26 protein-coding genes and 1 pseudogene are annotated in these 24766 nt (G+C 60.7%); 14 read left to right on the forward strand and 13 right to left on the reverse strand.

Translation table 11 applies throughout. The annotated features are described in order from the left end of the window. The first annotated feature begins 63 nt into the window (after positions 1 to 63). From IQ26_RS26430 to glk, 5 genes and pseudogenes are all read left to right on the forward strand, one after another. A complete protein-coding gene (locus IQ26_RS26430; RefSeq protein WP_145721322.1) occupies positions 64 to 1407 on the forward strand; it encodes an IS1380 family transposase in 1344 nt (447 codons plus the stop codon). A 232-nt stretch (positions 1408 to 1639) separates the two neighbouring features. After that, positions 1640 to 2362, forward strand: a pseudogene (locus tag IQ26_RS26435) (GMC family oxidoreductase); the annotation flags it as partial. 234 nt (positions 2363 to 2596) lie between these two features. Further along, on the forward strand, positions 2597 to 5026 hold the full coding sequence (gene ppsA / locus IQ26_RS26440) for a phosphoenolpyruvate synthase (RefSeq protein ID WP_145721323.1): 2430 nt from the start codon (positions 2597 to 2599) through the stop codon (positions 5024 to 5026). Continuing rightward, the gene (locus IQ26_RS26445) at positions 5013 to 5705 is read left to right on the forward strand and encodes a CBS domain-containing protein (RefSeq protein WP_145721324.1); all 693 of its coding nucleotides are present in this window, start codon (positions 5013 to 5015) and stop codon (positions 5703 to 5705) included. Before ppsA ends, IQ26_RS26445 begins: the two co-directional genes overlap by 14 nt. A gap of 204 nt (positions 5706 to 5909) precedes the next feature. Continuing rightward, the gene (glk, locus tag IQ26_RS26450; protein ID WP_162458080.1) at positions 5910 to 6890 is read left to right on the forward strand and encodes a glucokinase; all 981 of its coding nucleotides are present in this window, start codon (positions 5910 to 5912) and stop codon (positions 6888 to 6890) included. A 27-nt stretch (positions 6891 to 6917) separates the two neighbouring features. Here glk and IQ26_RS26455 read toward each other — a convergent pair whose 3' ends face one another. From IQ26_RS26455 to acsA, 6 genes are read right to left on the reverse strand one after another with little or no spacing between them, the layout of a single operon-like run. After that, complete coding sequence (locus IQ26_RS26455) at positions 6918 to 7865, reverse strand: 1-phosphofructokinase family hexose kinase (protein ID WP_145721326.1); 948 nt, start codon at positions 7863 to 7865, stop codon at positions 6918 to 6920. Further along, positions 7862 to 8125 carry an acyl carrier protein gene (locus tag IQ26_RS26460; protein ID WP_145721327.1) on the reverse strand — a complete coding sequence of 88 codons (264 nt, stop codon included), beginning with the start codon at positions 8123 to 8125 and terminating at the stop codon, positions 7862 to 7864. Before IQ26_RS26460 ends, IQ26_RS26455 begins: the two co-directional genes overlap by 4 nt. Continuing rightward, entirely contained in the window at positions 8122 to 9348 is a 1227-nt protein-coding gene (locus tag IQ26_RS26465) for a dihydrolipoamide acetyltransferase family protein (protein WP_145721328.1), read from the reverse strand. The genes IQ26_RS26460 and IQ26_RS26465 overlap by 4 nt, the downstream gene beginning before the upstream one ends. Next, a complete protein-coding gene (locus IQ26_RS26470) occupies positions 9345 to 10352 on the reverse strand; it encodes an alpha-ketoacid dehydrogenase subunit beta (protein WP_145721329.1) in 1008 nt (335 codons plus the stop codon). The genes IQ26_RS26465 and IQ26_RS26470 overlap by 4 nt, the downstream gene beginning before the upstream one ends. After that, positions 10349 to 11335, reverse strand: a complete 987-nt coding sequence (gene pdhA / locus IQ26_RS26475) for a pyruvate dehydrogenase (acetyl-transferring) E1 component subunit alpha (protein ID WP_145721330.1) — start codon at positions 11333 to 11335, stop codon at positions 10349 to 10351. Before pdhA ends, IQ26_RS26470 begins: the two co-directional genes overlap by 4 nt. Then, a complete protein-coding gene (acsA, locus tag IQ26_RS26480) occupies positions 11332 to 13119 on the reverse strand; it encodes an acetate--CoA ligase (protein ID WP_240547248.1) in 1788 nt (595 codons plus the stop codon). The genes pdhA and acsA overlap by 4 nt, the downstream gene beginning before the upstream one ends. Before the next feature lie 508 nt (positions 13120 to 13627). Between acsA and IQ26_RS41600 the strand changes: the two genes are divergently transcribed. From IQ26_RS41600 to IQ26_RS26505, 5 genes are all read left to right on the forward strand, one after another. Then, on the forward strand, positions 13628 to 13921 hold the full coding sequence (locus tag IQ26_RS41600; protein WP_407660287.1) for a YARHG domain-containing protein: 294 nt from the start codon (positions 13628 to 13630) through the stop codon (positions 13919 to 13921). A gap of 101 nt (positions 13922 to 14022) precedes the next feature. Beyond that, on the forward strand, positions 14023 to 14502 hold the full coding sequence (locus IQ26_RS26490; RefSeq protein ID WP_145721332.1) for a hypothetical protein: 480 nt from the start codon (positions 14023 to 14025) through the stop codon (positions 14500 to 14502). 17 nt (positions 14503 to 14519) lie between these two features. Further along, positions 14520 to 15224, forward strand: a complete 705-nt coding sequence (locus tag IQ26_RS26495; RefSeq protein ID WP_145721333.1) for a DUF6636 domain-containing protein — start codon at positions 14520 to 14522, stop codon at positions 15222 to 15224. Positions 15225 to 15498: 274 nt separating this feature from the next. Next, a complete protein-coding gene (locus IQ26_RS26500) occupies positions 15499 to 15924 on the forward strand; it encodes a L,D-transpeptidase (RefSeq protein WP_145721334.1) in 426 nt (141 codons plus the stop codon). Positions 15925 to 15941: 17 nt separating this feature from the next. Then, entirely contained in the window at positions 15942 to 16133 is a 192-nt protein-coding gene (locus IQ26_RS26505; RefSeq protein ID WP_145721335.1) for a ChaB family protein, read from the forward strand. Between the two features lie 499 nt (positions 16134 to 16632). On the opposite strand, the gene IQ26_RS39230 is transcribed toward IQ26_RS26505, so the two are convergent. Next, positions 16633 to 16872, reverse strand: a complete 240-nt coding sequence (locus tag IQ26_RS39230) for a hypothetical protein (RefSeq protein WP_156090954.1) — start codon at positions 16870 to 16872, stop codon at positions 16633 to 16635. Positions 16873 to 17065: 193 nt separating this feature from the next. Between IQ26_RS39230 and IQ26_RS26515 the strand changes: the two genes are divergently transcribed. The 3 genes from IQ26_RS26515 (at position 17066) to IQ26_RS26525 (ending at position 18763) form a co-directional block, all read left to right on the forward strand. After that, positions 17066 to 17392: a hypothetical protein gene (locus IQ26_RS26515; RefSeq protein WP_208760217.1), complete on the forward strand. Its 327-nt coding sequence runs from the start codon at positions 17066 to 17068 to the stop codon at positions 17390 to 17392. A gap of 62 nt (positions 17393 to 17454) precedes the next feature. Further along, the gene (locus tag IQ26_RS26520) at positions 17455 to 18078 is read left to right on the forward strand and encodes a dienelactone hydrolase family protein (protein WP_145721337.1); all 624 of its coding nucleotides are present in this window, start codon (positions 17455 to 17457) and stop codon (positions 18076 to 18078) included. A gap of 4 nt (positions 18079 to 18082) precedes the next feature. Then, positions 18083 to 18763: a phosphoribosyltransferase gene (locus IQ26_RS26525; protein WP_145721338.1), complete on the forward strand. Its 681-nt coding sequence runs from the start codon at positions 18083 to 18085 to the stop codon at positions 18761 to 18763. A 71-nt stretch (positions 18764 to 18834) separates the two neighbouring features. On the opposite strand, the gene IQ26_RS26530 is transcribed toward IQ26_RS26525, so the two are convergent. Next, positions 18835 to 19302 (reverse strand): YbhB/YbcL family Raf kinase inhibitor-like protein, encoded by a 468-nt coding sequence (locus IQ26_RS26530; protein ID WP_145721339.1) that lies wholly within the window; start codon positions 19300 to 19302, stop codon positions 18835 to 18837. 214 nt (positions 19303 to 19516) lie between these two features. Then, positions 19517 to 19690: a CapA family protein gene (locus IQ26_RS41605; protein WP_208760221.1), complete on the reverse strand. Its 174-nt coding sequence runs from the start codon at positions 19688 to 19690 to the stop codon at positions 19517 to 19519. A gap of 220 nt (positions 19691 to 19910) precedes the next feature. On the opposite strand from IQ26_RS41605, the gene IQ26_RS26540 reads away from it, so the two are divergent. Continuing rightward, positions 19911 to 20462, forward strand: coding sequence for an HPF/RaiA family ribosome-associated protein (locus tag IQ26_RS26540; RefSeq protein ID WP_145721340.1), 552 nt, complete (start codon positions 19911 to 19913; stop codon positions 20460 to 20462). A gap of 240 nt (positions 20463 to 20702) precedes the next feature. Here the strand turns inward: IQ26_RS26540 and IQ26_RS26545 are convergent, their stop codons facing one another. The 4 genes from IQ26_RS26545 to IQ26_RS26560 all read right to left on the reverse strand — a co-directional run bounded on the left by IQ26_RS26545 (position 20703) and on the right by IQ26_RS26560 (position 24766). After that, complete coding sequence (locus IQ26_RS26545) at positions 20703 to 21581, reverse strand: polysaccharide deacetylase family protein (RefSeq protein ID WP_145721341.1); 879 nt, start codon at positions 21579 to 21581, stop codon at positions 20703 to 20705. Between the two features lie 10 nt (positions 21582 to 21591). Continuing rightward, entirely contained in the window at positions 21592 to 22983 is a 1392-nt protein-coding gene (locus IQ26_RS26550) for an MmgE/PrpD family protein (protein ID WP_145721342.1), read from the reverse strand. 117 nt (positions 22984 to 23100) lie between these two features. Then, positions 23101 to 23931 (reverse strand): ABC transporter substrate-binding protein, encoded by an 831-nt coding sequence (locus IQ26_RS26555; RefSeq protein WP_162458082.1) that lies wholly within the window; start codon positions 23929 to 23931, stop codon positions 23101 to 23103. 64 nt (positions 23932 to 23995) lie between these two features. After that, positions 23996 to 24766, reverse strand: coding sequence for an amino acid ABC transporter ATP-binding protein (locus IQ26_RS26560; RefSeq protein WP_145721344.1), 771 nt, complete (start codon positions 24764 to 24766; stop codon positions 23996 to 23998).

The following is a 24766-nucleotide window of genomic DNA, read 5'->3' on the forward strand; positions in this document are numbered from 1 at the left end:
TTTGGCGTAGGATTCGGTTGTCTAAGCCAACCCTGCCACCACATTTCGCGAGCCACACCCGCCATGACCGACGATACGTTGCTGCAGCTCTCATTTCCAGCCGTTGGACGCAAGAAGATCACAGCTGCGTTTGACGGCGGACGCATCACCTCGGATGGTGGCGTCATGCTTTTGGCCGCGGCCGAGCGACGCCTGCAACTGGCCGACAGGCTGGCCGCTGCGATCGACGATCCGCGCGACCCCCAGCGGGTGACGCACGCCATGGCCGACATTCTGCGCGCCCGCATCTTTGCGATCGCATGCGGCTACGAGGATGCCAACGATCTCGACCGACTGCGCACCGACCCGGCCTTCAAGCTCGCCTGCGGGCGGCTACCCGACAGCGGGATTGATCTGTGCTCGCAGCCGACCTGCTCGCGCCTGGAGAACCTGCCCGACCTGCGCACCGTCATCCGGCTCGGCTGGGTGCTGGTCGATCTGTGGCTGTCGAGCTATGCCGCGCCGCCAAAAAGCGTGACGCTCGACATCGACGACACGGTTGATGTCGTTCACGGCCATCAGCAGCTCTCGCTGTTCAACGCCCATTACGACGAGCGCTGCTTCCTGCCGATCCACATCTACGACGCCGCGACCGGACGTCCGGTCGCCATGATCCTGCGTCCTGGCAAGACCCCGACGGGCAAGGAGATCCGCGGCCATCTGCGCCGGCTTGTCCGGCGCATCCGCGCCCGCTGGCCGGCCACCCGCATCCTGGTCCGCGGCGACGGCCACTATGGCCGGGCCGAGGTCATGGCCTGGTGCGAGAACAATGCGCTCGACTACCTCTTCGGATTGCCCGGCAACAAGGTTCTCCAGCGTCTCGTTGATGAAGCCGCCGACGATATCCGCACCCGCCGCGCGCTCGAGCAGAGGCCGGTGCTGCGCGGCTATGCCGAGACCCGATACAAGGCGAAATCCTGGAAGACGCAACGTCGCGTCTGCGCCCGCATCGAGGCAACCACCCGCGGCCTCGACATCCGCTTCGTCGTCACCAATCTCGACAAAGGTTCCGACGCGCATGTCTACGACGTGCTCTACTGCGCCCGCGGCCAGGCCGAAAACCTGATCAAGATGCACAAGAGCCAGCTTGCCTCCGACCGCACCAGCTGCCGCTCACCGATTGCCAACCAGGTGCGCCTCGTCCTCCACACCGCCGCATACTGGCTGATGCTCACCCTGCGCGAGGCGGTGCCCACAACCGATCATCTCAGCAACGCCGAGTTCGCCACGCTGCGGCTCAGGCTCCTCAAGCTCGGCGCCCGCGTCATCGAAACCGTCTCGCGAATCCGCCTGGCCTTCGCCGCCGCCTGTCCCGAGGCCAGCCTGTTCCGACAAATCGCTCTCACGCTGCAGCCCGCAGGACCATGAGCGCCGGGGCATCAAAGCCCCGCCGAAACCCAAACCTTGACCTCCAGCGCGTTCCAAAGTCCAGTCTCAGCTGCGGTGAAAAAGACGCCTCACACCTGCATGACCGAATGCTCAGCGGCGCTCGAACCACAAGGCTCATGAATAGGACGGGCTAGGCATCGAGCCAACTCGGAACCTCGCCCGGGTTGCCGGAACGGAGTATTACCGTACCGTAATCACCGGCCAACGTACGGATGTCGATGTCGTCGCCGAGCTCAACGGGCCGCACGGCATCGATCGCTACAAGAAGAAGCGCTGGCAGGCGGTCGCCGGTCTCGAATACGCGCTGTTCGGCAAAGGACCGGTGGCGTCCAACATCGTCGAAGCCGGCGGCTTCTGGTGGGGCGACCGCACTGAGAAAACTCCTGACATCCAGTTCCATTTCCTGCCTGGCGCTGGTGTCGAGGAGGGCATCGGCTCTGTTCCCGGCGGCAATGGCTGCACGCTGAACTCCTATCACGTGCGGCCCCGTTCGCGCGGCAGCGTCACGCTGCAATCGGCGGATCTTCTCGATCCGCCCGTCATCGACCCCAACCCCTTTGCCGAACACTACGATCTCGACCGCGCCGTCGATGGCATCGAGATCAGCCGCGAGATACTGTCCCAGCCGGCCTTCGCCAAATACATCAGCCGGGAGCACCTTCCGGGTGCGGCAACCAAGGGACGCGCGGCACTCGAGGCTTTCGCCCGCCAGCACGGGCGCAGCGCCTATCACCCGGTCGGCTCTTGCCGGATGGGCAGTGATGCGGACAGTGTCGTCGATCCTGAACTTCGCGTGCACGGGCTTCAGGGCCTGAGCGTCTGCGACAGCTCGGTGATGCCGCGCATCGTTTCGTCGAACACCAATGCCGCTGTCATCATGATCGCTGAAAAGGCCGCCGATATGATCGTCGGGCGAGGCCAACTGCCAGCGTAAGTATCTCACTCGTCCGGGAACATCGAAAGCTCCCTCAACTCAAGACGAAAGCGATCTGCTCTCAAGGAAAAGTAATTCGAGGCGCGGGTGGTTCTCGCTTGAGAAGACGCTGCGCTGGGACAGGTTGCCGATCTGCAAGCTGCGGGCAACAGCGTTCATCAAGATTCTTGACCGGGATCAAGGCTTATGGCCGCGAAATCGGCAGACTGACTGTGAATACCCGAGGGATAATTGATGAATGGAAAACCTCTGAGGTCCGCCAAGTTAACGGTACGATTTGAGGAAATCGGACGCGGTGATGTCGGCAGTGTCGGTGGCAAGAATGCTTCGCTGGGCGAGATGGTGCAGGCTTTGGCGCCGAAAGGCATTCGTGTTCCGCCTGGTTTTGCGACGACGGCTGAGGCCTATCGGGATTTCATACAAGCGAACCAGCTGAAGGAGCGCATCCAAGAGTTGCTTGGCGCATTGGATGCGGGCAAGGCTGCTCTTGCCGAGACGGGCCAAGCCATTCGGGAATTGTTTCTGCATGGCGATTGGCCCGACGAGACCGCGGCCTCGATCACGACCGCTTATCGCGAACTTTGCCAGCGAACCGGAAAGGCGGAAGTCGACGTTGCCGTCCGATCGAGCGCAACCGCAGAGGACCTGCCCGACGCGAGCTTCGCCGGCCAGCAGGAGACCTTCCTGAACATTCGTGGTGACGAGGCGTTGCTGGTGGCATGTCGCCGCTGCTACGCATCGCTCTTTACCGATCGAGCCATCAGCTATCGCCAGGCAAAGGGCTTCGACCACATGAGCGTAGCCCTTTCAATCGGCGTTCAGCAGATGGTCCGTTCGGATATCGGCGGGTCGGGCGTCATGTTCTCGATCGACACGGAAACCGGCTTCAAGGATGTCGTCGTGATCGACGCCGCCTGGGGACTGGGCGAAAACGTCGTGCAGGGCGCGGTGGATCCTGATGAATATCAGGTCTTCAAGCCTCTGCTCTCCGCTCCCGCTCTCGCACCCATTATTGGCAAGAAGTGCGGCGGCAAGGCGCAGAAGATGATTTACGCCGTCGGCGACAAGCCAACCCGCAACGTGCCAACCTCGAAGATCGAGCGCACGGCCTTCGTGCTCGAGGATCGGGATATCCTGGCGCTGGCCAGATGGGCGGCTGCGATCGAGGCCCATTACAGCTGCCCGATGGATATGGAATGGGCAAAGGACGGCGAGACGGGCGAGATCTTCATCGTCCAGGCGCGCCCGGAAACGGTCCAATCACGTCGCGATGCTGCAGCATTCAGGTCCTACACGATCACGCGAAGGGGCAGAAAGCTCATCAGCGGCCTTGCTATCGGCGATGCGGTTGTCGCGGGTCGCGTCTGCCTGATCGAAAATGCCCGCGATATCGCCAACTTCGTCGACGGCGCAATACTCGTCACCGGGACCACCGATCCGGACTGGGTGCCGATCATGAAGCGGGCAGCGGCGATAGTCACCGATCACGGGGGACGTACGTCGCATGCCGCCATCGTCAGTCGCGAACTCGGCCTTCCGGCAATCGTTGGCACCGGCAATGCGACCGAAGTGCTGCACGGCGAGCAGATGGTGACGGTTTCCTGCGCTGAAGGCGACCAGGGATTTGTCTATGAAGGCACCGCGGATTTCGAAACGGAAATGGTCGACATGACCAACCTTCCGCAGACGCGCACAGAGATCATGCTCAATCTGGCAAATCCGGCCGCGGCGCTGCGCTGGTGGCGTCTTCCTGCCGACGGAGTCGGTCTTGCCCGCATGGAGTTCGTGGTGAGTAACCACATTCGCATCCATCCGATGGCGCTGGTGCACCATGACCAGCTCAAGGACGAGGCAGCCAAGCGCGAGATCGCGGAACTGACGGCCGGCTATGCAGACAAGACGGAGTATTTCGTCGACCGGCTGGCGCGCGGACTGGCGCGCATCGCGGCGGCGCTTTACCCGAAGCCGGTCATTGTGCGCATGAGCGATTTCAAGACCAATGAATATGCCGGGCTGATCGGCGGCGCCCAGTTCGAGCCAGAAGAGGAAAACCCGATGATCGGGTTCCGGGGCGCGGCCCGCTACTACTCGCCGCGCTATCGAGAGGGGTTTGCCCTCGAGTGCCGAGCTATCCGCCGGCTGCGAAACGAAATGGGATTTCGAAACGTCATCGTAATGATCCCGTTTTGCCGCTCGACGCATGAGGCCGACCAGGTGCTCGAGGTCATGGCCGCGAACGAGCTGAGGCGCGGCGAAGACGGATTGGAGGTCTTCGTCATGTGCGAAATTCCATCCAACGTCATTCTTGCATCGGAATTCGCAAAACGCTTCGACGGCTTCTCGATCGGCTCGAACGACCTTACGCAGCTTACTCTCGGCGTCGACCGGGATTCCGCCGAGCTCGCGGGCCTGTTCGACGAACAGGATGCCGCGGTCAAATGGATGATCTCAAACGTCATCAGTGCAGCCCGCAAGTCTGGCGCCAAGATTGGCCTATGTGGGCAAGCGCCGAGTGACCATCCCGAATTCGCGACATTCCTCGTCGACTGCGGCATCGACTCGATTTCGGTCAGCCCCGACAGCTTCATCGCGGTGAAGCGGAAGGTCGCCATGGCGGAAGCGGCAATGAAAAACGGTGGGAAAAGAAACAATGAAGGCGCGTGACATCATGACCATGGGGGCGACGATGGTGCGCCCCGACACCACAATCGAGCATGCGGCGCGTGTCATGCTCGAGCACCACATCAGTGGCCTGCCGGTCGTGGACGCACAAGGCAAGCTGCTCGGCATCGTTACCGAGCGCGACCTCTTGCGCCGGGAGGAGATCGGAACCGAGCGCCGTCGCCCACGATGGCTCGAAGTCTGGCTGAGTGCGAAACGGCTGGCACAGGAATATGCGCAGGAGCACGGGCGCAAGGTCGAACACGTCATGAGCCGTGGGGTCGCAAGCGTTGGACCGGATACGCCTCTCAGCGAGATCGTCGATCTGATGGAAATGCGCGGCGTCAAGCGGTTGCCCGTCGTCAGCGACGGCAAGGTGATCGGCATTGTGAGCCGCCCCAACCTTTTGTTGGCGTTGTCGCGACATATGGGTGAAATCGCTCCATCGGTCGTCAGCGACCTGGCAATCCGCAAAAGCATCATGGACGAAGTCGAAAGCAAGGCCTGGAGACCTAGCGCGACGATCGACATCGTCGTTCGCAACGGCGTCGTTGATCTGAATGGAACCGTCACGGATGAAAGTGTGCGGAGCGCATTGCGTATCGCGGCGGAAAATACGCCGGGCACCGTTCGGGTGGTGGACAATCTCCGCGTTGTCTCCTTGCCGGCAGGCTACATGTAGGCGTCCGTTGGAGCGCCGCCGCCACGAGAGTCATCGCGGTTGCCGTGAGCACAGAGACCCGGATTGTCTTGTTGATGTGAATCAAGATGGTTCTGGGTGTTCGTGCTAGCGTTTATTGGTTTCCGGATGATCAGTTCGGCGGAAACATACCGCTACGTCGAACAAATGCATTTTGATTGAGTGCCAGGAAAGGTGACCCCAACAGTGAAATCTCGCACCGCTCTCGTGGCCGACATAGGCGGGACCAACGCGCGGTTCGCGATTTCGGACATCGATGAGCTCACAATCGAACATTTCGCCGCCTTTCGTTGCGATATGTTTCCATCGCTCCAGGCCGCGATCAAAGCCTACTTGGATTGCATCCCGCACCGGCCTTCGATCGCTGGCTTCGCGATTGCCGGTCCGGTAACGGAAGAAACCGTCCACATGACCAATCTGCCCTGGTCCTTCTCGCGCAAGGATTTGTGCCAGGCGAGCGGTGCGAAGTATGTTCATTTGGTCAATGATTTCGAGGCGCTGGCCCTGTCTCTGCCCTTCCTGGGCCCGCACGACCTTCGCAAGATCGGCGGAGGAGATCCGGTCGATCGCGCGCCGAAGGTCGTGCTTGGACCGGGCACCGGTCTTGGGGTCGCCGGCCTTGTCTTTTCTCCGTCGGGATGGATCGCGATTCCCAGCGAGGGTGGCCACATATCCTTCGCGGCTGAAGATGCGGATGAACTCTCGCTCATCAAGCTCATCGCAAAAGACGAAAAGCACGTTTCGGCGGAGCGTTTGATTTCGGGCCCGGGGCTGGTGCGGATTTATCAGGCATTGGCCGAGACGAGGGGAGTCGCGGTCGGACCAGCGTCGGCACCCGAGATCGTGGAACAGGCGCTGCACGGCGAGGATCGCCTCGCACTCGAGGCTCTCGGATATCTCGAGAGATGGCTTGGCCGCTTCGCCGGGGACATGGCCCTTGTCTACAGCGCTCGAGGCGGTGTCTATCTCGGCGGTGGCATCCCCGCGAGAGTCTTCGACCCATCGGAGGTCACGGCTTTCCGGTTGGCGTTTTTCCACAGGGAGTTTCAATCCAAGGGCCGCCTGTCGTCCTTCCTGGAGCCTACTCCCATATTTGTGATCAATGCTCTGGACGCGGGATTGCGTGGTGCGGCCGTGGCGCTGTCTCAAGCGGAATTCTTGTCCTGAAGTTGGGCAGTATTTTGCGCGCTTGGCTCAGCGCGGTTGACTTTCTTTGCTGTTCGACAGGGCGGCCGCGCTCAGGGCCAAGACTTCGTCTCTCCGGCAAAGCTGAAAGCCGGGCCTCATTATTGCGGCAGCGCCGGCTGCAACGCCTAACCTGAAGGCGTCTTCCGGGGTCTTTCCTTCGGAGAGTGCCCAGACCATTGCTCCAAGGAAGCTGTCACCCGCGCCGACGGCGGAGCGCACGCGCACATGGATCGCCGGGACACGCAGCACGCCCTGAGTGCTGGCAAGCAGAGCGCCGTCTGCCCCCATAGTAACCGCGACCAACTCGGCCGCGCCGCCGGCCACGATGTCGAGGGCGGCCTGGCGGATGCCTCCTTCGTCAAGTTTCCGGCCAGCGAACTGCTCCAATTCCCCACGGCTCGGTTTCACCAGGAACACACGCGACTGCTTGAGTGTCGTATCGAGCCCGGCGCCGGAGCTGTCGAGAACGAATTTCGCACCGCGGGCTGCTGCCAGCTTGACCATTCGAGCGTAAATGTCGGAGGGGGCGTCTGCGGGGAGACTCCCGCTCGCAATCACGTACTGTCCCTTGTGAGATGCAACTGCGTCCAGACACGGCTCCAATTCTCGAGGCTGTACCGGAGGCCCTTCGGGAACAAAGCGATACTCAAGGCCCGTGCTGCGTTCGAGAACCATGAAGCTGATCCTCGTATGACCATTGATCGGCACGAGATGACTGGAAACTCCTTCGGTTTGCAGCAGGCGAGCCAGCAGCGAGCCTGTCTCTCCTCCCGCAAGGAAATAGGCTTCGGCCTCTCCTCCCAGAGCCGTGATGACGCGGGCGACGTTGATGCCGCCGCCGCCTGGATCATACCTGATGTTGGAAGTTCGCACCTTGCGGATCGGGCGCACCGTATCCGTCTCGCTCGTGACATCGACCGCCGGGTTGAGCGTTATGGTCAGGATTGGTGTCATTGGGCGCCCGGCAAATCCTGCGTCTCCCTGATGAGGTGGGCAACAACGCCGTCCATAGTGAACAGCTTGGGGTAGTCTTCCTCTGGAATTGCCACGCCGGCGCGCTTGTTGAGCCCGATGATGAAGTTGAGGAAGTCCATCGAATCGATATCGAGCCCCTCGCGGATGTCCTTGTCACCGGCAAGCGTGGCAGGGTCGGTGTCGGGCGCGATGTCTGAGAGGATCTCGCAGGCAAGCCTGCGGATTTCGGCTTCGGTCATAGGGTTTCGGGCTCCTGCAAGAAGCGGTCGACAGCGGCAAGGAAGAGACCGCCGACGTGACCGTCGCTTGCTCGGTGGTCAGCGGCAAGCGAGGCCGTGAGGAGGGGGCGTGCGGTGACTTGTTCGTCCACGACCCACGGCCGCTTGAACACTCGGCCGAAGCCCAATATGGCGACCTGGGGTGGATAGATTACGCCAAGCGCCGACTCTGCGCCGCGGTCTCCGAGGCTGGTAATCGTGAAGGTCGGGTCCATCATTTCGGATCCGCGGATCCCGCCCCTGCGGGCGCGGCCTACGAGATCGTGCAGCGCTCCCATCAGGCTGGGCAGCGAATGATTGTCGACCTCGTGTATGGCGGGCGCTATGAGGCCGCCGCCGCGCAGCGAGATCGCCCAGCCTATATGGATACCGTCCGAAGGCCGGAAGCGGCCATTTTCCCAGAAGCCGTTGAGCTGCGGATTCTTGCGCAGCGCCAGCGCTGTTGCCTTGAGCAGCAGGACGGCCGGCAGAAGCCGCTCCTCTGGCTTGTGTTGCTTGTTGAACGTCTCAAGCCAGGCAAGCGACCGGCTCATGTCGATGGTGCTTGTGAGATAGTAGTGCGGGATTTCCCGCTTCGAACGCGACATCGCCGCCGCGATAGCCTGGCGCATCTCGTCTGGGTCGAAACCTTTGCGGCGCGCGGTGGGAACCGCAGCGGGGGAAGGCGCCTTCGACGACACACCTTTTGCTATCGCCAAATGGACGTCGGCAAGGGTCACGGACCCGTCAATACCGGTGCCTTTTAGCGCATCCAAGCCGATGCCGAGTTCGCCTGCCCTGCGACGGGCGACCGGGGTCACTCTTAGTCGGGACGCTGGCTGCGTGACCGAGGGCGAGGCCGGTGTCTCTGTGGCCCTTTCTGTCTCGACGACCGGTGCTGGCGCCGAGACCTGGATGACTTTCGGCGCAGCCTCGGGGGCCTTCGGGGGCGCGGCCGGGGGGGCTTCCCCCAGCTTTGCCAACCGCGCAAGAGGCGCGCCAACCGGCAGTTCCTCGCCTTCCTTGGCACACAACTCGGAGATGACGCCTTCCTCGAAAACTTCGATCTCGAATGCGCCTTTGTGCGTCTCGACGACGGCGACGACATCGCCCTTCCTGACGACACTGCCAGGCTTGACAAGCCAATGGACGAGCTTTCCGCTCTCCATGTCGGCGCCCAGCGACGGCATTACGAAATCGCTCATTGCGGCTTTACCAGACTGCGCGCGGCATCGACGATCTGCCGGGTCTGTGGAAGTGCCGCCTCTTCCATGTGCGCCGCGTATGGGATCGGGACCTCGCGGCTGCAGATGCGCCGGATAGGAGCATCGAGCTCGAAGAACAGGTCCTCCGACAGGCGCGCCGCGATCTCGGCGGAAATCGACCCACTCTTCCATCCCTCGTCGACGATGACGCAGCGGCGCGTGCGAGCGACGGATTCGAAGATGGTCGCGTTGTCCAGAGGGCGCAGTACGCGCAGATCGACCACCTCGGCCTCAATGCCGTCCGCGGCGAGTGTCTCCGCAGCCGCCAAGCACTTCGGCAGGCTGTTGCCATAGGTGAGGATGCTAACGTCGCGGCCGGATCTTCGGATCCTGGCGTTGGCGATGTCGACATGGATCACGTCGGGATCCAACTCACCTTCGGCGTTGTAGAGGACGATGTGCTCGAAGATCATGACCGGGTTCGGATCGGTCAATGCTGCCTTGAGCATGAAGCGTGCGTCTTCGATCGTGCCTGGTGCCAGCACTTTCAGGCCGGGGATATGAGCGAACCAGCCCTCCAGACTGTGCGAGTGCTGGGCGGCGAGTTGCCGTCCGGCGCCCGTCGCCATACGGATGACCAACGGAACGGCGAACTGTCCGCCCGACATGTGGGGGATCGTGGCCGCATTGTTCATGATCTGGTCGAGTGCGAGCAGGCTGAAGTTGCAGGTCATGATCTCCACGATCGGCCGCAGGCCCGCCATCGCCGCACCTATACCCGCTCCGACGAAGGTCGCTTCGGCAAGCGGCGTGTCGCGAACGCGCTGAGGCCCGAACTCGTCGAGCAGGCCTTTGGAGACGGCATAGCAGCCGCCATAGAGCCCGACGTCCTCGCCCATCAGGAAGGTACGTGGATCATTGGTAAGGGCTTCGCGGATCGCCTGCCGGCAGGCCTCTCGATAGGTCATGCGGTTCGCACCCGCCTTGGCGGCCTGCTCGTTCATTCCGGCACCTCATCCATCAGGACGAAGCGCTCGAGGTTCTCGATCTTTTCCCACTGGCCCCGTTCGGCGAAGGCCACCGCCTCTCCGATCTCGGCCTCAACGTCCGCCTCGATGTCACGCACTTCCTGGGGCGAGAGCATGTGAGTTTCCTCCAGCCATTTCTGCATGCGCGGGAGGGGGTCGCGCTCCCTCCACAGCCCTATCTCCTCGCGGGTACGGTAGAGCTGCGTATCGAACATGGAGTGAGCCCGGAACCGATAGGTGCGGCATTCGAGGAAGTAGGGGCCGTTGCCGCTCCGGATCGAAGCAACAGCCCTTGTGGCCGCAGCTTCCACTGCGATCGGATTCATGCCGTCGACCGCCTCGCTCGGAGTGCGATAGGCGGCCGCCTTGCGTGAGATATCCGTTTCGGCTTCGGCCAGTTCGAGCGGCATGCCCATGGCATAAAGATTGTTCTCACAAACGAAGAGCACCGGCAGGTTCCACAGCTTGGCGAGGTTCATGCTTTCGTGAAACGCACCTTCGCTCGCTGCACCCTCACCAAAGAAGCAGGCCGTCACGGCTCCAGGGCTGAGCTGCTTGTCGGCCATGGCGATGCCGATGGCGAGTGGCAGGCCGCCGCCGACGATCGCGTTACCGCCGTAGAAGCGTCGCGCGCGATCGAAGAAGTGCATCGAGCCGCCGCGTCCGCGTGAGCATCCTTCCACTTTGCCGTACATCTCTGCCATGAGCGTGCCCATGGGCAGGCCTCGGGCAAGCGCGTGGCCGTGGTCCCGGTAGGTGGCGACGACCGCGTCGCGGTCGTCAAGCGCCTGCATGACGCCGACGGCAACCGCCTCCTCGCCGTCATAAAGGTGCAGGAATCCGCGGATCTTCTGGGCCTGGTACAGCTCGGCGCATTTTGCCTCGAACCGCCTGATACGCATCATCTGCTTGAACAGGTGCCGGCCGGACTCGCGGTCGAGATGCGGCTTCTGGCTCATTTCTCGTCGCTTTCCAGCGTCGACAGGTCGCCCTCGGGCAGACCGAGTTCGCGCGACTTCAAGAGCCGCCGCATGATCTTGCCGGAGCGCGTCTTCGGCAGGTTGGCGCTGAAGTCGATCTCCTTCGGCGCTACGGCCGGCCCAAGCCGCTTGCGCCCGTGGCCGAGGAGTTCCTTGCGCAGGCTTTCCGAAGGCTCGTAGCCGGCCTTGAGCGAGACAAATGCCTTGACGATTTCGCCGACGACGGGATCGGGCTTGCCGATCACGCCCGCTTCGGCGACAGCCGGATGCTCCATCAGCGCGCTTTCGACCTCGAACGGACCGATCAGGTGCCCGGCCGACTTGATGACGTCGTCGGCGCGGCCAACAAACCAATAATAGCCGTCGGCGTCACGCTTGGCGAGGTCGCCCGTCAGGTACCAGTCCCCGACGAAGCATTTGCGATACCGTTCCTCCTCGTTGAGATAGCCGCGCATCATCGAGGGCCAACCTTTCCTCAATGCCAGTTCGCCTTCGACCATCAGCTCTTCGATTAGCTCGACGTTGCGCCCCTTCTCGTGACGCAGGATGGCGGCCTCTATGCCGGGGAGTGGCACGCCCATGGAGCCAGGCTTGATGTCAAGCGCGGCAAGATTGGCGATCATGATGCCGCCGGTCTCGGTCTGCCACCAATTGTCGTGGAAGGGCAGGCCGAAAGCTTCCAGCCCCCACACGACAGCCTCCGGATTGAGCGGCTCGCCGACGCTTGCCATGAAGCGAAGCGCGGACAGATCGTAGCCCTTGGCGGCTTCGGCGCCGAGGCGCATCATCATGCGGATAGCGGTGGGCGCGCTATACCACACGGAGACGCGCTCGCGCTCGAGCGTCGAGTACCATGTCTGGGCGTCAAACTCGGCCTCGACGACGATGCTGGTGACGCCGTTGGTCAGCGGTGCCAGGATGCCGTAGCTCGTGCCGGTCACCCAGCCGGGATCGGCTGTACACCAATAAATGTCGTCCTCGTGCAGGTCGAGCGCATAGAGGCCGGTCACATGATGCGCCACTACTGCGCCATGCACATGAACGGCGCCCTTCGGTCGTCCCGTCGTGCCGCTGGTGAAGTGCAGAAGCGCCATATCCTCAGGATCGGTCGGGGCAATCGTGTAATCCGGCGAAGCTGCATGCATGAGCGAAGGCCAGCGATGCAGGCCAGGGCCGTCGACCTCGCCGTCGCCGACGAGGATGACGTGCGACAGGCTCGGCATTTTATCGCGCACGGCTTGAACCTTGCGGCGATACAACTCCGGCGTCGTGATCAGGACGTGGCCCTCGCCGATACCGACCCGGGTCGCGATCGGCTCGGGTCCAAAGGCGGAGAAGAGCGGCGAGGCCACGCAGCATGCCTTCAGCGTGCCGAGGACAGCCACATAGAGTTCGGGTAGCCTTCCCATGAGGATGAAGACCCGCTCTCCAGGCCTGACGCCGAGACCCGCGAGCGCGTTGGCAAAGCGGTTCGTCTCATTGCGGAGATCCCCATAGGTGAAGTCGCGCCGCTCGCCCGTCTTGCCGATCCAGCGGATCGCCACCTTGTCGGCGCGCGAGCCGGTCGCGTGGCGATCGACGGCTTCATGGGCTATGTTGTAACCCCTGCCGCCGGGCAAGCCGTCGAGCAGCTTCCAGGCGTTGGCCCAGTCGAAGCGGGACCTCTCCGCGTCATAGTCGAACAGGTTTGGCCGCGGAGAAAGGGTGGCTCGATCCTTTGTGATGCGCCGTTCGGACATTCCAGAAGGAGAACTTAGGTTCATCGCAATCCGCGCTTTCCCATTGGCGCGACGGTGCTTGCCGAATCGATTCCGACCGGTACCTCCATGGCTTCCACTCCTCATGCACAAACTAAACGATACCGCTCTTTGCCCATGCGGTTTTGACGCCGATCAAAGCGACGACCATCCACCGCAAACGATTTGGTCTCGATGGCTATGCACGGGCGCAACGCCGCGGCACCATCGGAGGTCTGCCGGAAAGCGTTGCCGGCGTGGCTTCGTCGCTACAGATGAAGGCCGGTTGCGAGATCGAATATCTTGGCGCGATTCATGTCGTTACTACGCACGACGCGACCGCGAAACTCCCGGTCACAAGGCCACGGCAAGCGTCCCTGCACCTACGACATGTGATTGATCTTGATGCAGATCAATACAGCCCCGCATCTAGATGGGGGATGCTATCGTAATGTGGAGAACCGACGTCATCTGCAAACGCGTTCGATTGCTCGCCATGGCTGCCGTCGCGGCAATCGCAATATCTGGCCCCGCGATGGCCGATTGCTATGACGTCCTCGGTTGTTCAGATCGAAATTTGTTCTCGAGACATTTCGATGATTATCTGGCTGCCCCCAACCCCGACGGACCGACCTGTGAGTTCCTATGGGAGATGCGCAACGCAATTTTGGCGGGGCGCGGATACTGCTTTCACACGGCGCGAGGTAAGGCCCACTTCAGTAACGAGGGTTGTCGATACGACGCCGTCGATCGGGTGCCGCTGTCTTCGATCGAACGATCCAATATCGCGACTATCGCACGCGCCGAGCGACTGAGGGGTTGTCGCTGATATCCAAAGGACTCCATTCTGAGCTTGTTCGCTGTATAATTCGAAAAGGCGTTCCGTTTTATTTCGCAAATTCTATACCTTCATGGTTGAAGGAGGAGACAATGTTGTCTCGGAGGTTATTTATTTCTGCATGCGCATGGTTTATAATTAAATTTCCAAGTCAAAGTTACGGCCAGGAGGCTTGGACGAGCTACAGGAATGCTAGATTCGGCACCTCGATCGCCTATCAAGAGTTTTTTGAGCCAGACCCTCCGCCAGCCAATGGCGATGGCCAATCGTTCACGGGGCCCGAAGGCGCGAACTTCCGTGTTTACGCGCGGCAAAATGCCGACAACGAAACGCCCGCATCGCATTTGGTCGAACTGCTTGCAGACTCTTCGCACGCAAATGTGACCTATTCGCACATCAGGAATGACCGTCTCACCATCAGCGGGGTTCGTGGAAACCTGATCTACTACGAGGCTTATGTCTTTTCCGGACGAGGCGTTCTCCACGCTTTTGAAATGGAGTACCCGGCCAAGTTCAAGGCTTCCTATGACCCGACCGTTCAACGAATGGCGCGTTCCTTCAAGGGCCCTTGACAGTCGGAGGTGAGGCCATGCGCAAGACAATTGTGACGATCAGCCTTTGCTTCGGACTGGTTACGGCAGTTCGTGCGGCCAATGAGGATTACGTTGGCCCGTTTCCCACCGAAGGCCTCTACATGATGTGCTCGCAGAGCAATCAAAGAGACAAATGCCTGATGTATATTCAGGGTTTGATGTACGGATTAAGGATCCAAAGAGAGATGCACGAACAGGGCATGCCGATATGCGTGCCGGAGATCAGTTCGGAAGAAGCCCGCGTCCGTATATTGAATTTCATTGATGGGGCGACGGGCGGGAACCCGCAAACTAACAAAGACGGAGGCGATTGGATGGCATTTATGGGCCTTGCCGCCGGGAATGTTTGTGGGCAGCATATCGGCTTTAGAACGCCATCAAACAACATTCACTGCCAGCTGAATGGCTCAAACAATTATCTGCGTTGTGACATCAGGGAGCTATCCAACGCAGTACCACAAAAGCCCCGGGACTGCGATTTGGAGTGGGGCACTACTTTTAGCATATCGGAAGATGGTGATTCTGGAAGCCGCATGTGCGTGGGCGACACGGTTGAGGACGACGCGTTGCCTATCCTTGATTACGGGAGCAGTTGGAATCGCGGCGGCTATGAATGCAAGTCCGAGCCAAGCGGGCTAAGCTGCGTCAACGCATTGGGGCATGGCTTTACAATCTCAAGGAACCGTCAAGAACTATTCTGAGAAGCGGCCCGTAATTGAACATGAGGACCTGCAATTGCTCGCGGACCATCGATGGCTGACGCGCTGGCGCTGGCCGCCGAAAACGTCGACTGGGCGGCGGTCGAGATAGACGCCCGCCCGTCGGCAAAGCGCAGATCCCGACGAGGGTCAAATTGTCCGAATCCAGCGAGGCCAAGGAGACTCGCCCGAGAGTGATTTGGATCAAGGCGCGCTTCCTTCGTCATCGATTAAAGCTCGACGCTCTTGAGACTACTCTACCTGAGGGATTGCAGTCGTGCGCGTGCTGGTTCCTGTCTTTGTTTTGCTGTTGGCGTTGGGGCGGCCGCCCGCTGCTCTCGCGGCTCAGCTTGGCGTCTTGATCGATCTTTCAGAACAGACGATGACGGTGTCTCTCGACGGCCGCGCCGCTTACAGATGGCCGGTGTCGACAGCCCGCCGGGGCTACCGGACTCCAGTTGGACGGTTTCACCCAATTTGGCTCGCACGTGTCTGGTATTCAAGCAAGTACGACAATGCTCCAATGCCGCACTCGATCTTCTTCCACGGCGGCTATGCCATTCACGGCACAACAGAAATCAAGCGGTTGGGCCACGCAGTGTCGCACGGTTGCATCCGTCTTCACCCGAACAATGCCCGCATCCTGTTTGGCCTAGTGCGGGCATACGGTTCAAGGTCGACCACGATAGTCATCAGACGTTGAGGGATGTGGAGTCGACAATGCCCTACGCAGCTAACATCGACCTCCCACCGTCCATAAGGCGATCTTTGCCAAGGCATGCCCAGGATATCTATCGTGAGGCATTCAACCACGCATTCGCCGCCCATAGCGGAGATCCGCGTCAGGAGGAGGCATCTCACAGGATCGCTTGGAGCGCAGTGAAGCGATCCTTTGTCAAGATCGGAAATTAATGGGTCGCACGCGGCCTCGTGGGTTGAAGATAGCCTGGTGCTACCGCTCATCACCTGCTGCGTACTTGCGAAGCTAAAGCCTGTAGTTGTTCAGAGTGAAATGGAACCCTGTTGGCTGAGCTGATGATCCCCTTCAGCTCGGGCGGCCTCACTGCTCTTCGCCAATCTCCGTCTGGATGTGTCTGTGGGATGGACGGGTCTTGGGCGATCGAACCCGGCATTCGATCCCCCGCGAGAGGGCCACCAGCAAATCGGCGCGGATCGAGTGGAGGATCACCGGACCTGAACGGCGGCACTTCGTAGAATCCCCTAAGGGTATAACCGAATTGTTGGATGGGTGTTTTTGCACTGGAATCCAAAGTGCAAACGACGTCCCGACATTCAGTCGAAGTACCTGATGGTCGTCGGACGTCTACTCGACATGGGAGTGGACCGATGCTCTTCGCACACCTGACATCCAAAGCTATCGCCATGGCAGCCTCCCTGTGGGGAGGGCCACTCATCGCAAGTGCACTGCAAGCGCTTGTGACAGAATTGTTCGATCCGTACCGGCCGGAGCTTCACTACATGCGCGGTCCAGGACCGAAATGGCGTGAGAAGCACGCCCATCTGCTGGCGCGCCGGCAAACTCAGGCGCGATGATCAGAACCCGATGGCCAGCCGCCCGTAAACCTTCGGCAAGCCAGGTGACACTATGGGCTACGCCGCCGATATGAGGGGTGAAGGTGTTGGTGAACATCAATATCTTCATCGATTCCGGAACCCAGCCACAATCTCTGCCTAAGCTTGTTATCGAAGCACCTACCATGATTGCAGACACCGGTTTCTACATTCGTTGATCGGCATCAATGCCGCGGCATGGCCGGCGCGCTTTATGAATAGCCGTGGTGCGACAGTCGGCGCCGTCCCCGCGAACCCAGGGATTGAATTCGATGGCTGTGATCGATCTTGAGCAGGCTTTGAACGACCCGGCATCGGTCTTTGGCGAGCCGGAAGAAGTCTTGGCGCAAACAACGCTGTCAGAAGAACAGAAGATCGAGATCCTCCGTCGCTGGCAGTACAATGCGGAAGAAGAGGCCGTCGCTCTCGAGGAAGGCATGCCCGGCGAAGAGACTGACGTGCTGCGTCAAGTTCTGGTCGCACTTGGGACGCTCACCGGCCCCATTGATGTCGAACATAATGCGCCCTCGAAGCAGCACGGCCAATCGCAAAGCTCTGTTACTGCCCCGAAATCAGACCGGCCTGGAGCGAAGCGGTGAGTAGGAGTCCTAAATCGTACCGCGGTAATCGCGCGGAAGTCGCCGAGGTTTTGATTCCTCCGATGGGACTGGTCGGATCACTACGCATTCCACAACAGTCGTGCGGCGTCATCGCTTTCGCTCACGGCAGCGGTTCAAGCCGACTCAGCCCGCGCAACACCTATGTGGCGGATGCACTCAACCATGCCGGATTTGCCACCTTGCTGTTCGATTTGCTGACGAAGGACGAAGAGGCGGATAGATACAATGTCTTCAACATTCCGCTGCTCGCGGAACGTCTGATCGCAGCCTTGAATTGGATCTCTGTGGAACCGAGGACAGCGCAATTACCTGTCGGATTGTTCGGCGCGAGCACCGGTGCCGCCGCCGCCCTCGTCGCCGCAGCGTCGCTCGCAGACAAGGTAGGCGCCGTCGTGTCGCGCGGTGGACGGCCGGATATGGCGGCGGCTGCGCTCGAAGAGGTCCGTGCGCCGACATTGCTGATCGTCGGCGGGAACGACGAGGATGTGCTTGCGCTCAACAGAGCGGCGCTGGCTCGTCTTTCCGGACCCAAGGAACTCAAGATAATTCCTGGCGCGAGCCATCTTTTTTCAGAACCTGGTACACTCGATGCCGTTGTCGCCGAGGCCGGCGCGTGGTTCACGCGCCACCTCCCGCCAGCAGATCAAAGTGCGGGAGAGGGCTGATCCCATGCCGTTCGCAGATCGCTCCGAAGCAGGAAGACGACTGGCCGAGGCTCTTAATCGCTTTCGAGGCAAGGATGTCGTCGTGCTGGCCTTGCCTCGGGGTGGCGTACCGGTCGCGGCGGAGGTGGCCGCCTACCTGAAGGCTCCGCTCGACCTGCTTCTGGTGCGCAAGATCGGGGTGCCGACCCAGCCAGAGCTTGCCATGGGCGCTGTCATCGACGGTGATGACCCGGTCATTGTGCGCAACGATAACGTCATTCGCCTTGCCTGGGTGTCGGCGGCAGAGTTCGACAAGTCATGTCAACGGGAACTGGCCGAAATCGAACGCCGGCGTCGTCTCTACGTTGGCGATCGCCATCTGGTCGATCTCGAGGGCCGGATTGCCATCATCGTCGATGACGGGATTGCAACAGGCGCGACCGTCCGGGCCGCGATCCGCGGGCTGAGGCGACGCAAGCCCGGCAGCATCGTGCTGGCGGTACCCGTGGCCCCGCCTGACACGATCGAGGCGCTGAGGAAAGAGGCCGACGATGTCATCTGCCTCGAAGAACCCGAATTCTTTCAGGCGATCGGTCTCTATTATCGCGATTTCCGTCAATTGAGAGATCAGGATGTGATCGCCTTGCTGGATTCCGCGCGGTCGCCAGTGATTGCGGAGACGCCCTCGGCGGGAAAGGAACCTTAGGACCGTCAGGCACCATACCCTTCCCAGCAAGGCTTCTATCGTCTGGATCGATCCGAGCCCAAAAAGGGGCATCAACGTTCATAGTGGCCGATGATTTCCGCGGCGGCCAGCAGATGGGTCCGAGCCGCTTTGGCGACCTGTCGGCAGTGCGCCTGGCTACCGAGGCCGAGATGATCAACACCAATCGCCAGCAGTCGAAAGTGATAGTGATGAGTGCCATGGCCTCTTGGCGGACAGGGGCCGGCGTAGCCAATCCTGTCGAAATCGTTCACCGCTTGCCTTAGACCGTCGGGAAGAGCCTCCATTCGGGGCAACCCTTCAGCAATCCGCTGCGAGTCGGCAGGGATGCCGAATACCGCCCAGTGATGGAAACTGCCGCCGGGCGCGTCCGGATCGTGACAGAGTAGAGCGAAACTCTTCGTCTCTTCCGGGGCTCCCTGCCATTCGAATGGCGGTGAAACATCTTCACCTGTGCAAGTGTGTCGGCCCGGGATGATCGTGCCGTTGGCGAAAACCGGGCTTGTCAGCGTGAAGTCCATCTCAGTTACACCTTGCGCGGTTGGCCGGAATGCCCGGCGTCAGCGTGAGACTCCCGATTGACATAGGCATCAGAGGTTCCTTCCGTTCCTGAGTTCGCATCGAGGCACCTCAAGCGAAACGGCACCATCTCCATGGCTCGCAGCAGATGGTTCTAGTCGTCAATGTCGAGGAAATAGCCGAGCACCAGATCTGGCCAGAACGCCTCGTGTCGGCCTATCCCTCATAGTCGTTGATGAAATCGCCGCATCCGTAGAGGATCGGCCTCCCCGCATGGGCTTCGATGGCCAGCGGATGATGCAATGAATGCCCGTGGATGGCTCGGCGCCGGCCTCGTCGACGAGACTGCGGGCAAATCGTCGATGATCGTCGGGAATGTCGTAGCCCCAGTCCAAGGCTGCGCCTCGATGCCGCGGCCGGTCATTACGTCGCCGCAAAGAAAGACCCTCATCGAATGCCAATCCCAACGCCGGCGACTGCAGCGTTCCTGTATCAACTCAAGTTTTGAAGAATGCCATCAGGCCGCGTGTGTCGGTTTGACGCTAATCAATGCATTCGCTCGGCGCCGCGCAGAATTTGATCGTTGTTGATCTCTCATTGCGAGGACGTTATGGAAATCACACCACAGATACGGTTTCGCGGCATGGAACCCTCGCCGTCGGTGGAGGAAGTCATCCGCGAGCGCATTGGGCGGCTGGCGCGCTTCGACGACCGGATCACATCATGCAACGTCGTGGTCGAAGCACCGCACCGGCATGGCCGCAACGGCAAGATCTATCATGTGCGGGTCGATATCACCGTGCCTGGCCGCGAAATCGTCGCCGGCGGCGGTCCGGAAGAAAACCATGCCCATGAGGATGTGTATGTCGCGATCCGCGATGGCTTCAATGCGGCGCAGCGCCAGCTGGAAGACGTCGCGCGCAAGATGAGCGGGCATCGCGTCAAACCGCATCCGGAAAAACACCACGGCACGGTCGTCAGGTTGGTACCCGAGGAAGGTTTCGGCTTCATTTCAGGTCCGGATGGGCGCGAGTTCTTCTTCCGGCGCGAGAGCATGGCCTCCAGCAGCCAATGGGAGGCCCTTGCGGAAGGCACTCAAGTGCGTTTTGCCGAGAATGAAGGGGATAAAGGTCCCTACGCCTCCGCCGTCACGCCAGCCTGATTTTATTGCATCGGAGGAATGACCTACGGCATGCGGGCCGAAGCAATTGTCTCGATGTCGCAGTCCGGTTGGGCAAGCTATCCCGACGAGCGGGCGTTGGGCGCGCCAGAGAACGTCACCTATCGAGGCCAGCAATTCTCTCCCTCCGGGACCTGCAACTTATCGGCAACATCTGTCACAACGCTCGCCTGCTTGCCGCTATCAAGGTCGAAAGGCTCATACTCGAGCCCCATGTATTTTTCAGATGGAAGGGGAGACCGCTTCGCAGGCTTCAAAGTGGTTGGCGATCTGCTGGCCAGTTGCAATCCAAACATCGGCTTTGCTCTGCACATGACGCAGGAAGTCGCGTAGGCTGTGCCAGCGCATCGGCCGTCCGGATACCTGAGGATGAAGAACGAGTGTTGTGACGCCGCCCCAATCATGAGTGGCCTCGAACTCGTCGATCCACAGCGGAAGTACGGCTTCGCGTCCAAACAACGGTCGTGGGCTGGTACGGCTCGACATGCCGAAGTTCCAGTCATCGAAGGCGAAGTTGACCGGAATTTCAACCGGTCCCGCAATGCCGTTGTGGGATGCGTGTCGATAAGGCAGGATGTCGTCGCGGAAAGAGCTGGAATAGCGGATGCCGGATTTTGCGAGATAGGCCAGAAGTTCCGGAAAATTCTCGCCCGAAGGCGCCCGGTAGCCGACGGGTCTTACGCCGAGAACGTTTTGCAGCGCCTCGAAACCGCGGTCGATTTCCTCGAAGGCCTCCTCCAAGCGCTCGCGCTCCGGTAACTTGTGCAAATAGCCATGATGGCCGATTTCGTGGCCAGCTTTCAGGATGCCCTCGCACGCAGCAGGGTGCGCGAGCGCCGTCCACCCTGGCGTGAAGAACGTTCCCTTGAGGGAAAGTTCGTCCATCAACTCGAGAATCTTGCCTATCCCGACACGGGCATCGTAACCACCATGCGACGTGGTTACCATGCGATCGACATTCGATGGATTGTTGCCGATCCAGGCTGTCTCGGCGTCGACGTCGAAACCGATGAACAAAGCGCTCTTCGCGCCGTTCGGCCAGGTCATCGGTGGTGTTTTCGGAGCCGGGTTGAGCGGGCGGGGGCTGAGATCGTAGGTCAAAACAGGCACCTCATTGAAACAGCGAGCGGGTGCCGGCATCACCTTCGAGCATAGCATCCAGCGTGCGGCAGTCTTCCAGATTTTCAAGATCGGCAAGGGTGGACCACAGTTTTGCCGCCTGCTCGGCCGGCAGGCTCATGGTTGCCAACTCATGGAATTTGGCCTCGATCGCTGTCGGCTGCATAGGTCTTTCCGCTGATCCGGTGGCGCGCGGGACCATGCGCGAAAAGCTTAGACCATCCTCGAAGACGAGAGCAACGACCGGTTCATCAAGCGGCAACATGGCCTCATCAATACTGAGGCTCATCTTTTGCATCAGCGCATGCACACGCCTGTCGGCGCGGCGCTCGGCGGAATAAGCCTGCAGGCCGGCCGTGCCGAATACGCAGCGGGCGGCGAGCGCGTAGGGGAGGCTCATCTGGGTCGGTGCCATAGCAGCGTTTTGCTTGGCACCGCACATCTCCATCAGCATGGCGCTCATGCGCAGTTCGATCCTATCGATCTGGGTGGGATCGCGCCCTGTTTCGTGGAGCAGGTCCTCGAGTGCGTCAACCGCGGAATGGGCGCCCCGACAGGACGCATATGGTTTCAGCACCGCGCGTTTGATCTTCCAGGTCTCGCCAAGATCCTCGCAGAGTTTCTGCGGCTGGCAGGCCTCCTTGTTGAAAGTGCGAAAGAAACCGCCCCAGACGTCTTCGAAGACCTTCGAGGGACCAGCAAAACCTTGCGACGCCAAAAGGGCTGCAAGCAGGCCGCCTTCGGCGGCGCGACCGGCATGGATCTTCTTGGCCTGCGATCCGTCGTGGATGAAGGCCCAAAGGCCGGACGAAAAACTGGTGGCAAGCGTGATGGCGTCGCGGGTGGCGGGCGCATCAAGGCCGCGAAGATTGGCAACGGCCGCAGCGGCGGCGAGCGTACCGCATGTGCCCGTCGAGTGCCAACCGAGACTGTTGTGGCTGTCGTAGCCGCCGGTCGCCTCTAGGATGCGCCGTCCGGTGTCGTATCCGGCGACGATCGCGGCGATCATTTCCTTGCCGGATATTGCGCGCGACGATTCGGCCAGGGAAGCGAGCACGGCGGGCAACACGACGGCGCCCGAGTGGTCACACCCGCCGGCGTCGTCCAGTTCGAAGGCGTGAGCGGCAACGCCGTTGACCAGCGCGGCATCGCGCGCATTGGCGAGCTCGGCGGTGCCCCAGATACGGACCTTGCCCTCCGATCCGATCACTTGTCGCGCTATTCGGAACTCGTTCGAACGGGCGCCGGCCAGGGCGGCGCCGAGTGTGTCGGCAATGTGTATTTTCGTCTTTTCGATGACGTCGGCAGGAAGCAGTTCGAACCGAAGGGTCGAAACGAAAGTCGCCAGTCTGTCGACAGGGGCGTCTTCGAGAACGCGGGACATGGTTGTCTTCTCTGGGTACAGGAACTGGGTCGGCATCCCGTGCTTCGTCTGCGGCGTTAGCCGCGCGGCCAGTAGTCTGGCCCCGGCCGAAAGGGTCGGGGCCAGGATGTGTTCGCGCTACTTGACGGCATTGCCGTTAATGTAGATTCCGTCGAGTAGGGTGCCTTCGAGGCCATGCTTGGCGAAGATCGCCTTGTATTCTCCACTGTCTATCAACGCCTGGAGGGCGGCTGCATAGGCGTCGCGCAGTTCGGTGTCCTTCTTGGCGAAGCCGATGCCTTGGTAGACAGCGGTGAAGGGTTCGCCGACAACAGCATAGGTATTCTTTTCGAGGTTCAGTAGGTAGGGGAGCGTTTCGGAGCCCTGCACCGCTGCATCCACGCGGCCCTGCTTCAACTGCGCGCGGGCATCGGCCGAACCTTCCGTGCCGACGACCTTGATGGCCGGCAGACCGGCAGCTTCGCAGTTTGCGGCGCTCCACTTCACCGTTTCATCCGGGAAGGAGGTGCGTCGGCTCATGCCGACGGTCTTGCCGCAGAAGTTGGGCAGGGTCTTAAACTCGTCCTTGCGGGCAAAGGTCGTGTAGAACTGGGCGCCGGACTTCATGTAGTCAACGAAGTCGAGCGTATCACGGCGCTTCGGCAGATCGCTCATGCCGCTGTGGATGAGGTCGACGCGGCCCGTGGTCAGCGAGGAGATCATCTGCTCGAAGCCGATATCGGCCCACTCGACCGTGGTGCCGAGCTGCTTTGCGAGAGCAAGGCCGAGATCGATGTCGACGCCCATCAGTTCGTTGGTCGCCGGATCCTTGTATTCCATCGGAGGGTAGTTCGGCTGGTTGGCGACGATCACCTTGCCGGCTGACTTGATTCGTTCCGGCAGTCCTTCGGCATTGACCGAGGTGGCGGCAAGGCATGTAACAGCGACCATTGCGAGATGCTTGTTCATGTGGTTCCCCATTTCTGATCCTGGTTTGGTACTGGAAGATTTTTCAAACCCGCCAGTTTTTCTCTCAGCTGTGAACGGCCCTGATGAATTCTTCCGTTCTGGCACTTTTCGGGGCACTGAGAACCTCCGATGCCAAGCCTGTTTCAACCACTTTTCCGGTCTCCATGAAGGTGACGGTATTGGCTACATTGCGTGCGAAACCCAATTCGTGAGTGACGACGATCATGGTCATTCCGGACGCTGCCAGATCTTTCATGACGTCGAGGACTTCCGAGACGAGCTCCGGATCGAGCGCCGATGTGGGCTCGTCGAAGAGAATGACATCCGGCTGCATGCCCATGGCGCGGGCGATGGCGACGCGCTGCTGCTGGCCGCCCGAAAGTTCAGACGGGTAATGATTTGCCTTTTCCGTGAGGCCGACACGTTCAAGCAAGGCGAGAGCTCGCTCGCGTGCTTCCTTGACCGGTTCGCTCAGCACATGAACCGGGCCTTCGATAATGTTCTCGATCGCTGTTTTATGCGGGAAAAGATTGAACCGCTGGAAGACCATGCCGATGCGTCGACGCTGACGGGATATTTCCGCGTCACTTATCTCGTGCAGATCGTTGCCTTCCCGCCGGTAGCCCATCAGTTCGTCGTCTACCCAGATGGCACCCTTATCCATGCGCTCAAGCAAGTTGATGCAGCGCAGGAGCGTGCTCTTTCCGGAGCCAGACGGACCGATGATGCAGCTCACTTCGCCGCGAGCAACGTCCATGTTGACTTTATCGAGGGCGCGGAAGTCTCCGTAGTTCTTTGTAACATCGACGGCCTTTATGAGGATGTCCTTAATCAT

The sequence above is a fragment of the Mesorhizobium tianshanense genome (genome assembly GCF_007830515.1).
Taxonomy (GTDB): domain Bacteria; phylum Pseudomonadota; class Alphaproteobacteria; order Rhizobiales; family Rhizobiaceae; genus Mesorhizobium; species Mesorhizobium tianshanense.

Bases quoted from the DNA above. Each gene is read 5' to 3' on its own strand.
- IQ26_RS26430 (WP_145721322.1), top strand. From the start codon at position 64: ATGACCGACGATACGTTGCTGCAGCTCTCATTTCCAGCCGTTGGACGC.
- ppsA (WP_145721323.1), top strand. From the start codon at position 2,597: ATGAATGGAAAACCTCTGAGGTCCGCCAAGTTAACGGTACGATTTGAG.
- IQ26_RS26445 (WP_145721324.1), top strand. From the start codon at position 5,013: ATGAAGGCGCGTGACATCATGACCATGGGGGCGACGATGGTGCGCCCC.
- IQ26_RS26455 (WP_145721326.1), bottom strand. From the start codon at position 7,865: ATGACACCAATCCTGACCATAACGCTCAACCCGGCGGTCGATGTCACG.
- IQ26_RS26460 (WP_145721327.1), bottom strand. From the start codon at position 8,125: ATGACCGAAGCCGAAATCCGCAGGCTTGCCTGCGAGATCCTCTCAGAC.
- IQ26_RS26465 (WP_145721328.1), bottom strand. From the start codon at position 9,348: ATGAGCGATTTCGTAATGCCGTCGCTGGGCGCCGACATGGAGAGCGGA.
- IQ26_RS26470 (WP_145721329.1), bottom strand. From the start codon at position 10,352: ATGAACGAGCAGGCCGCCAAGGCGGGTGCGAACCGCATGACCTATCGA.
- pdhA (WP_145721330.1), bottom strand. From the start codon at position 11,335: ATGAGCCAGAAGCCGCATCTCGACCGCGAGTCCGGCCGGCACCTGTTC.
- acsA (WP_240547248.1), bottom strand. From the start codon at position 13,119: ATGAACCTAAGTTCTCCTTCTGGAATGTCCGAACGGCGCATCACAAAG.
- IQ26_RS41600 (WP_407660287.1), top strand. From the start codon at position 13,628: ATGGCCGATTGCTATGACGTCCTCGGTTGTTCAGATCGAAATTTGTTC.
- IQ26_RS26490 (WP_145721332.1), top strand. From the start codon at position 14,023: ATGTTGTCTCGGAGGTTATTTATTTCTGCATGCGCATGGTTTATAATT.
- IQ26_RS26495 (WP_145721333.1), top strand. From the start codon at position 14,520: ATGCGCAAGACAATTGTGACGATCAGCCTTTGCTTCGGACTGGTTACG.
- IQ26_RS26505 (WP_145721335.1), top strand. From the start codon at position 15,942: ATGCCCTACGCAGCTAACATCGACCTCCCACCGTCCATAAGGCGATCT.
- IQ26_RS39230 (WP_156090954.1), bottom strand. From the start codon at position 16,872: ATGTTCACCAACACCTTCACCCCTCATATCGGCGGCGTAGCCCATAGT.
- IQ26_RS26515 (WP_208760217.1), top strand. From the start codon at position 17,066: ATGGCTGTGATCGATCTTGAGCAGGCTTTGAACGACCCGGCATCGGTC.
- IQ26_RS26520 (WP_145721337.1), top strand. From the start codon at position 17,455: ATGGGACTGGTCGGATCACTACGCATTCCACAACAGTCGTGCGGCGTC.
- IQ26_RS26525 (WP_145721338.1), top strand. From the start codon at position 18,083: ATGCCGTTCGCAGATCGCTCCGAAGCAGGAAGACGACTGGCCGAGGCT.
- IQ26_RS26530 (WP_145721339.1), bottom strand. From the start codon at position 19,302: ATGGACTTCACGCTGACAAGCCCGGTTTTCGCCAACGGCACGATCATC.
- IQ26_RS26540 (WP_145721340.1), top strand. From the start codon at position 19,911: ATGGAAATCACACCACAGATACGGTTTCGCGGCATGGAACCCTCGCCG.
- IQ26_RS26550 (WP_145721342.1), bottom strand. From the start codon at position 22,983: ATGTCCCGCGTTCTCGAAGACGCCCCTGTCGACAGACTGGCGACTTTC.
- IQ26_RS26555 (WP_162458082.1), bottom strand. From the start codon at position 23,931: ATGAACAAGCATCTCGCAATGGTCGCTGTTACATGCCTTGCCGCCACC.
- IQ26_RS26560 (WP_145721344.1), bottom strand. From the start codon at position 24,766: ATGATTAAGGACATCCTCATAAAGGCCGTCGATGTTACAAAGAACTAC.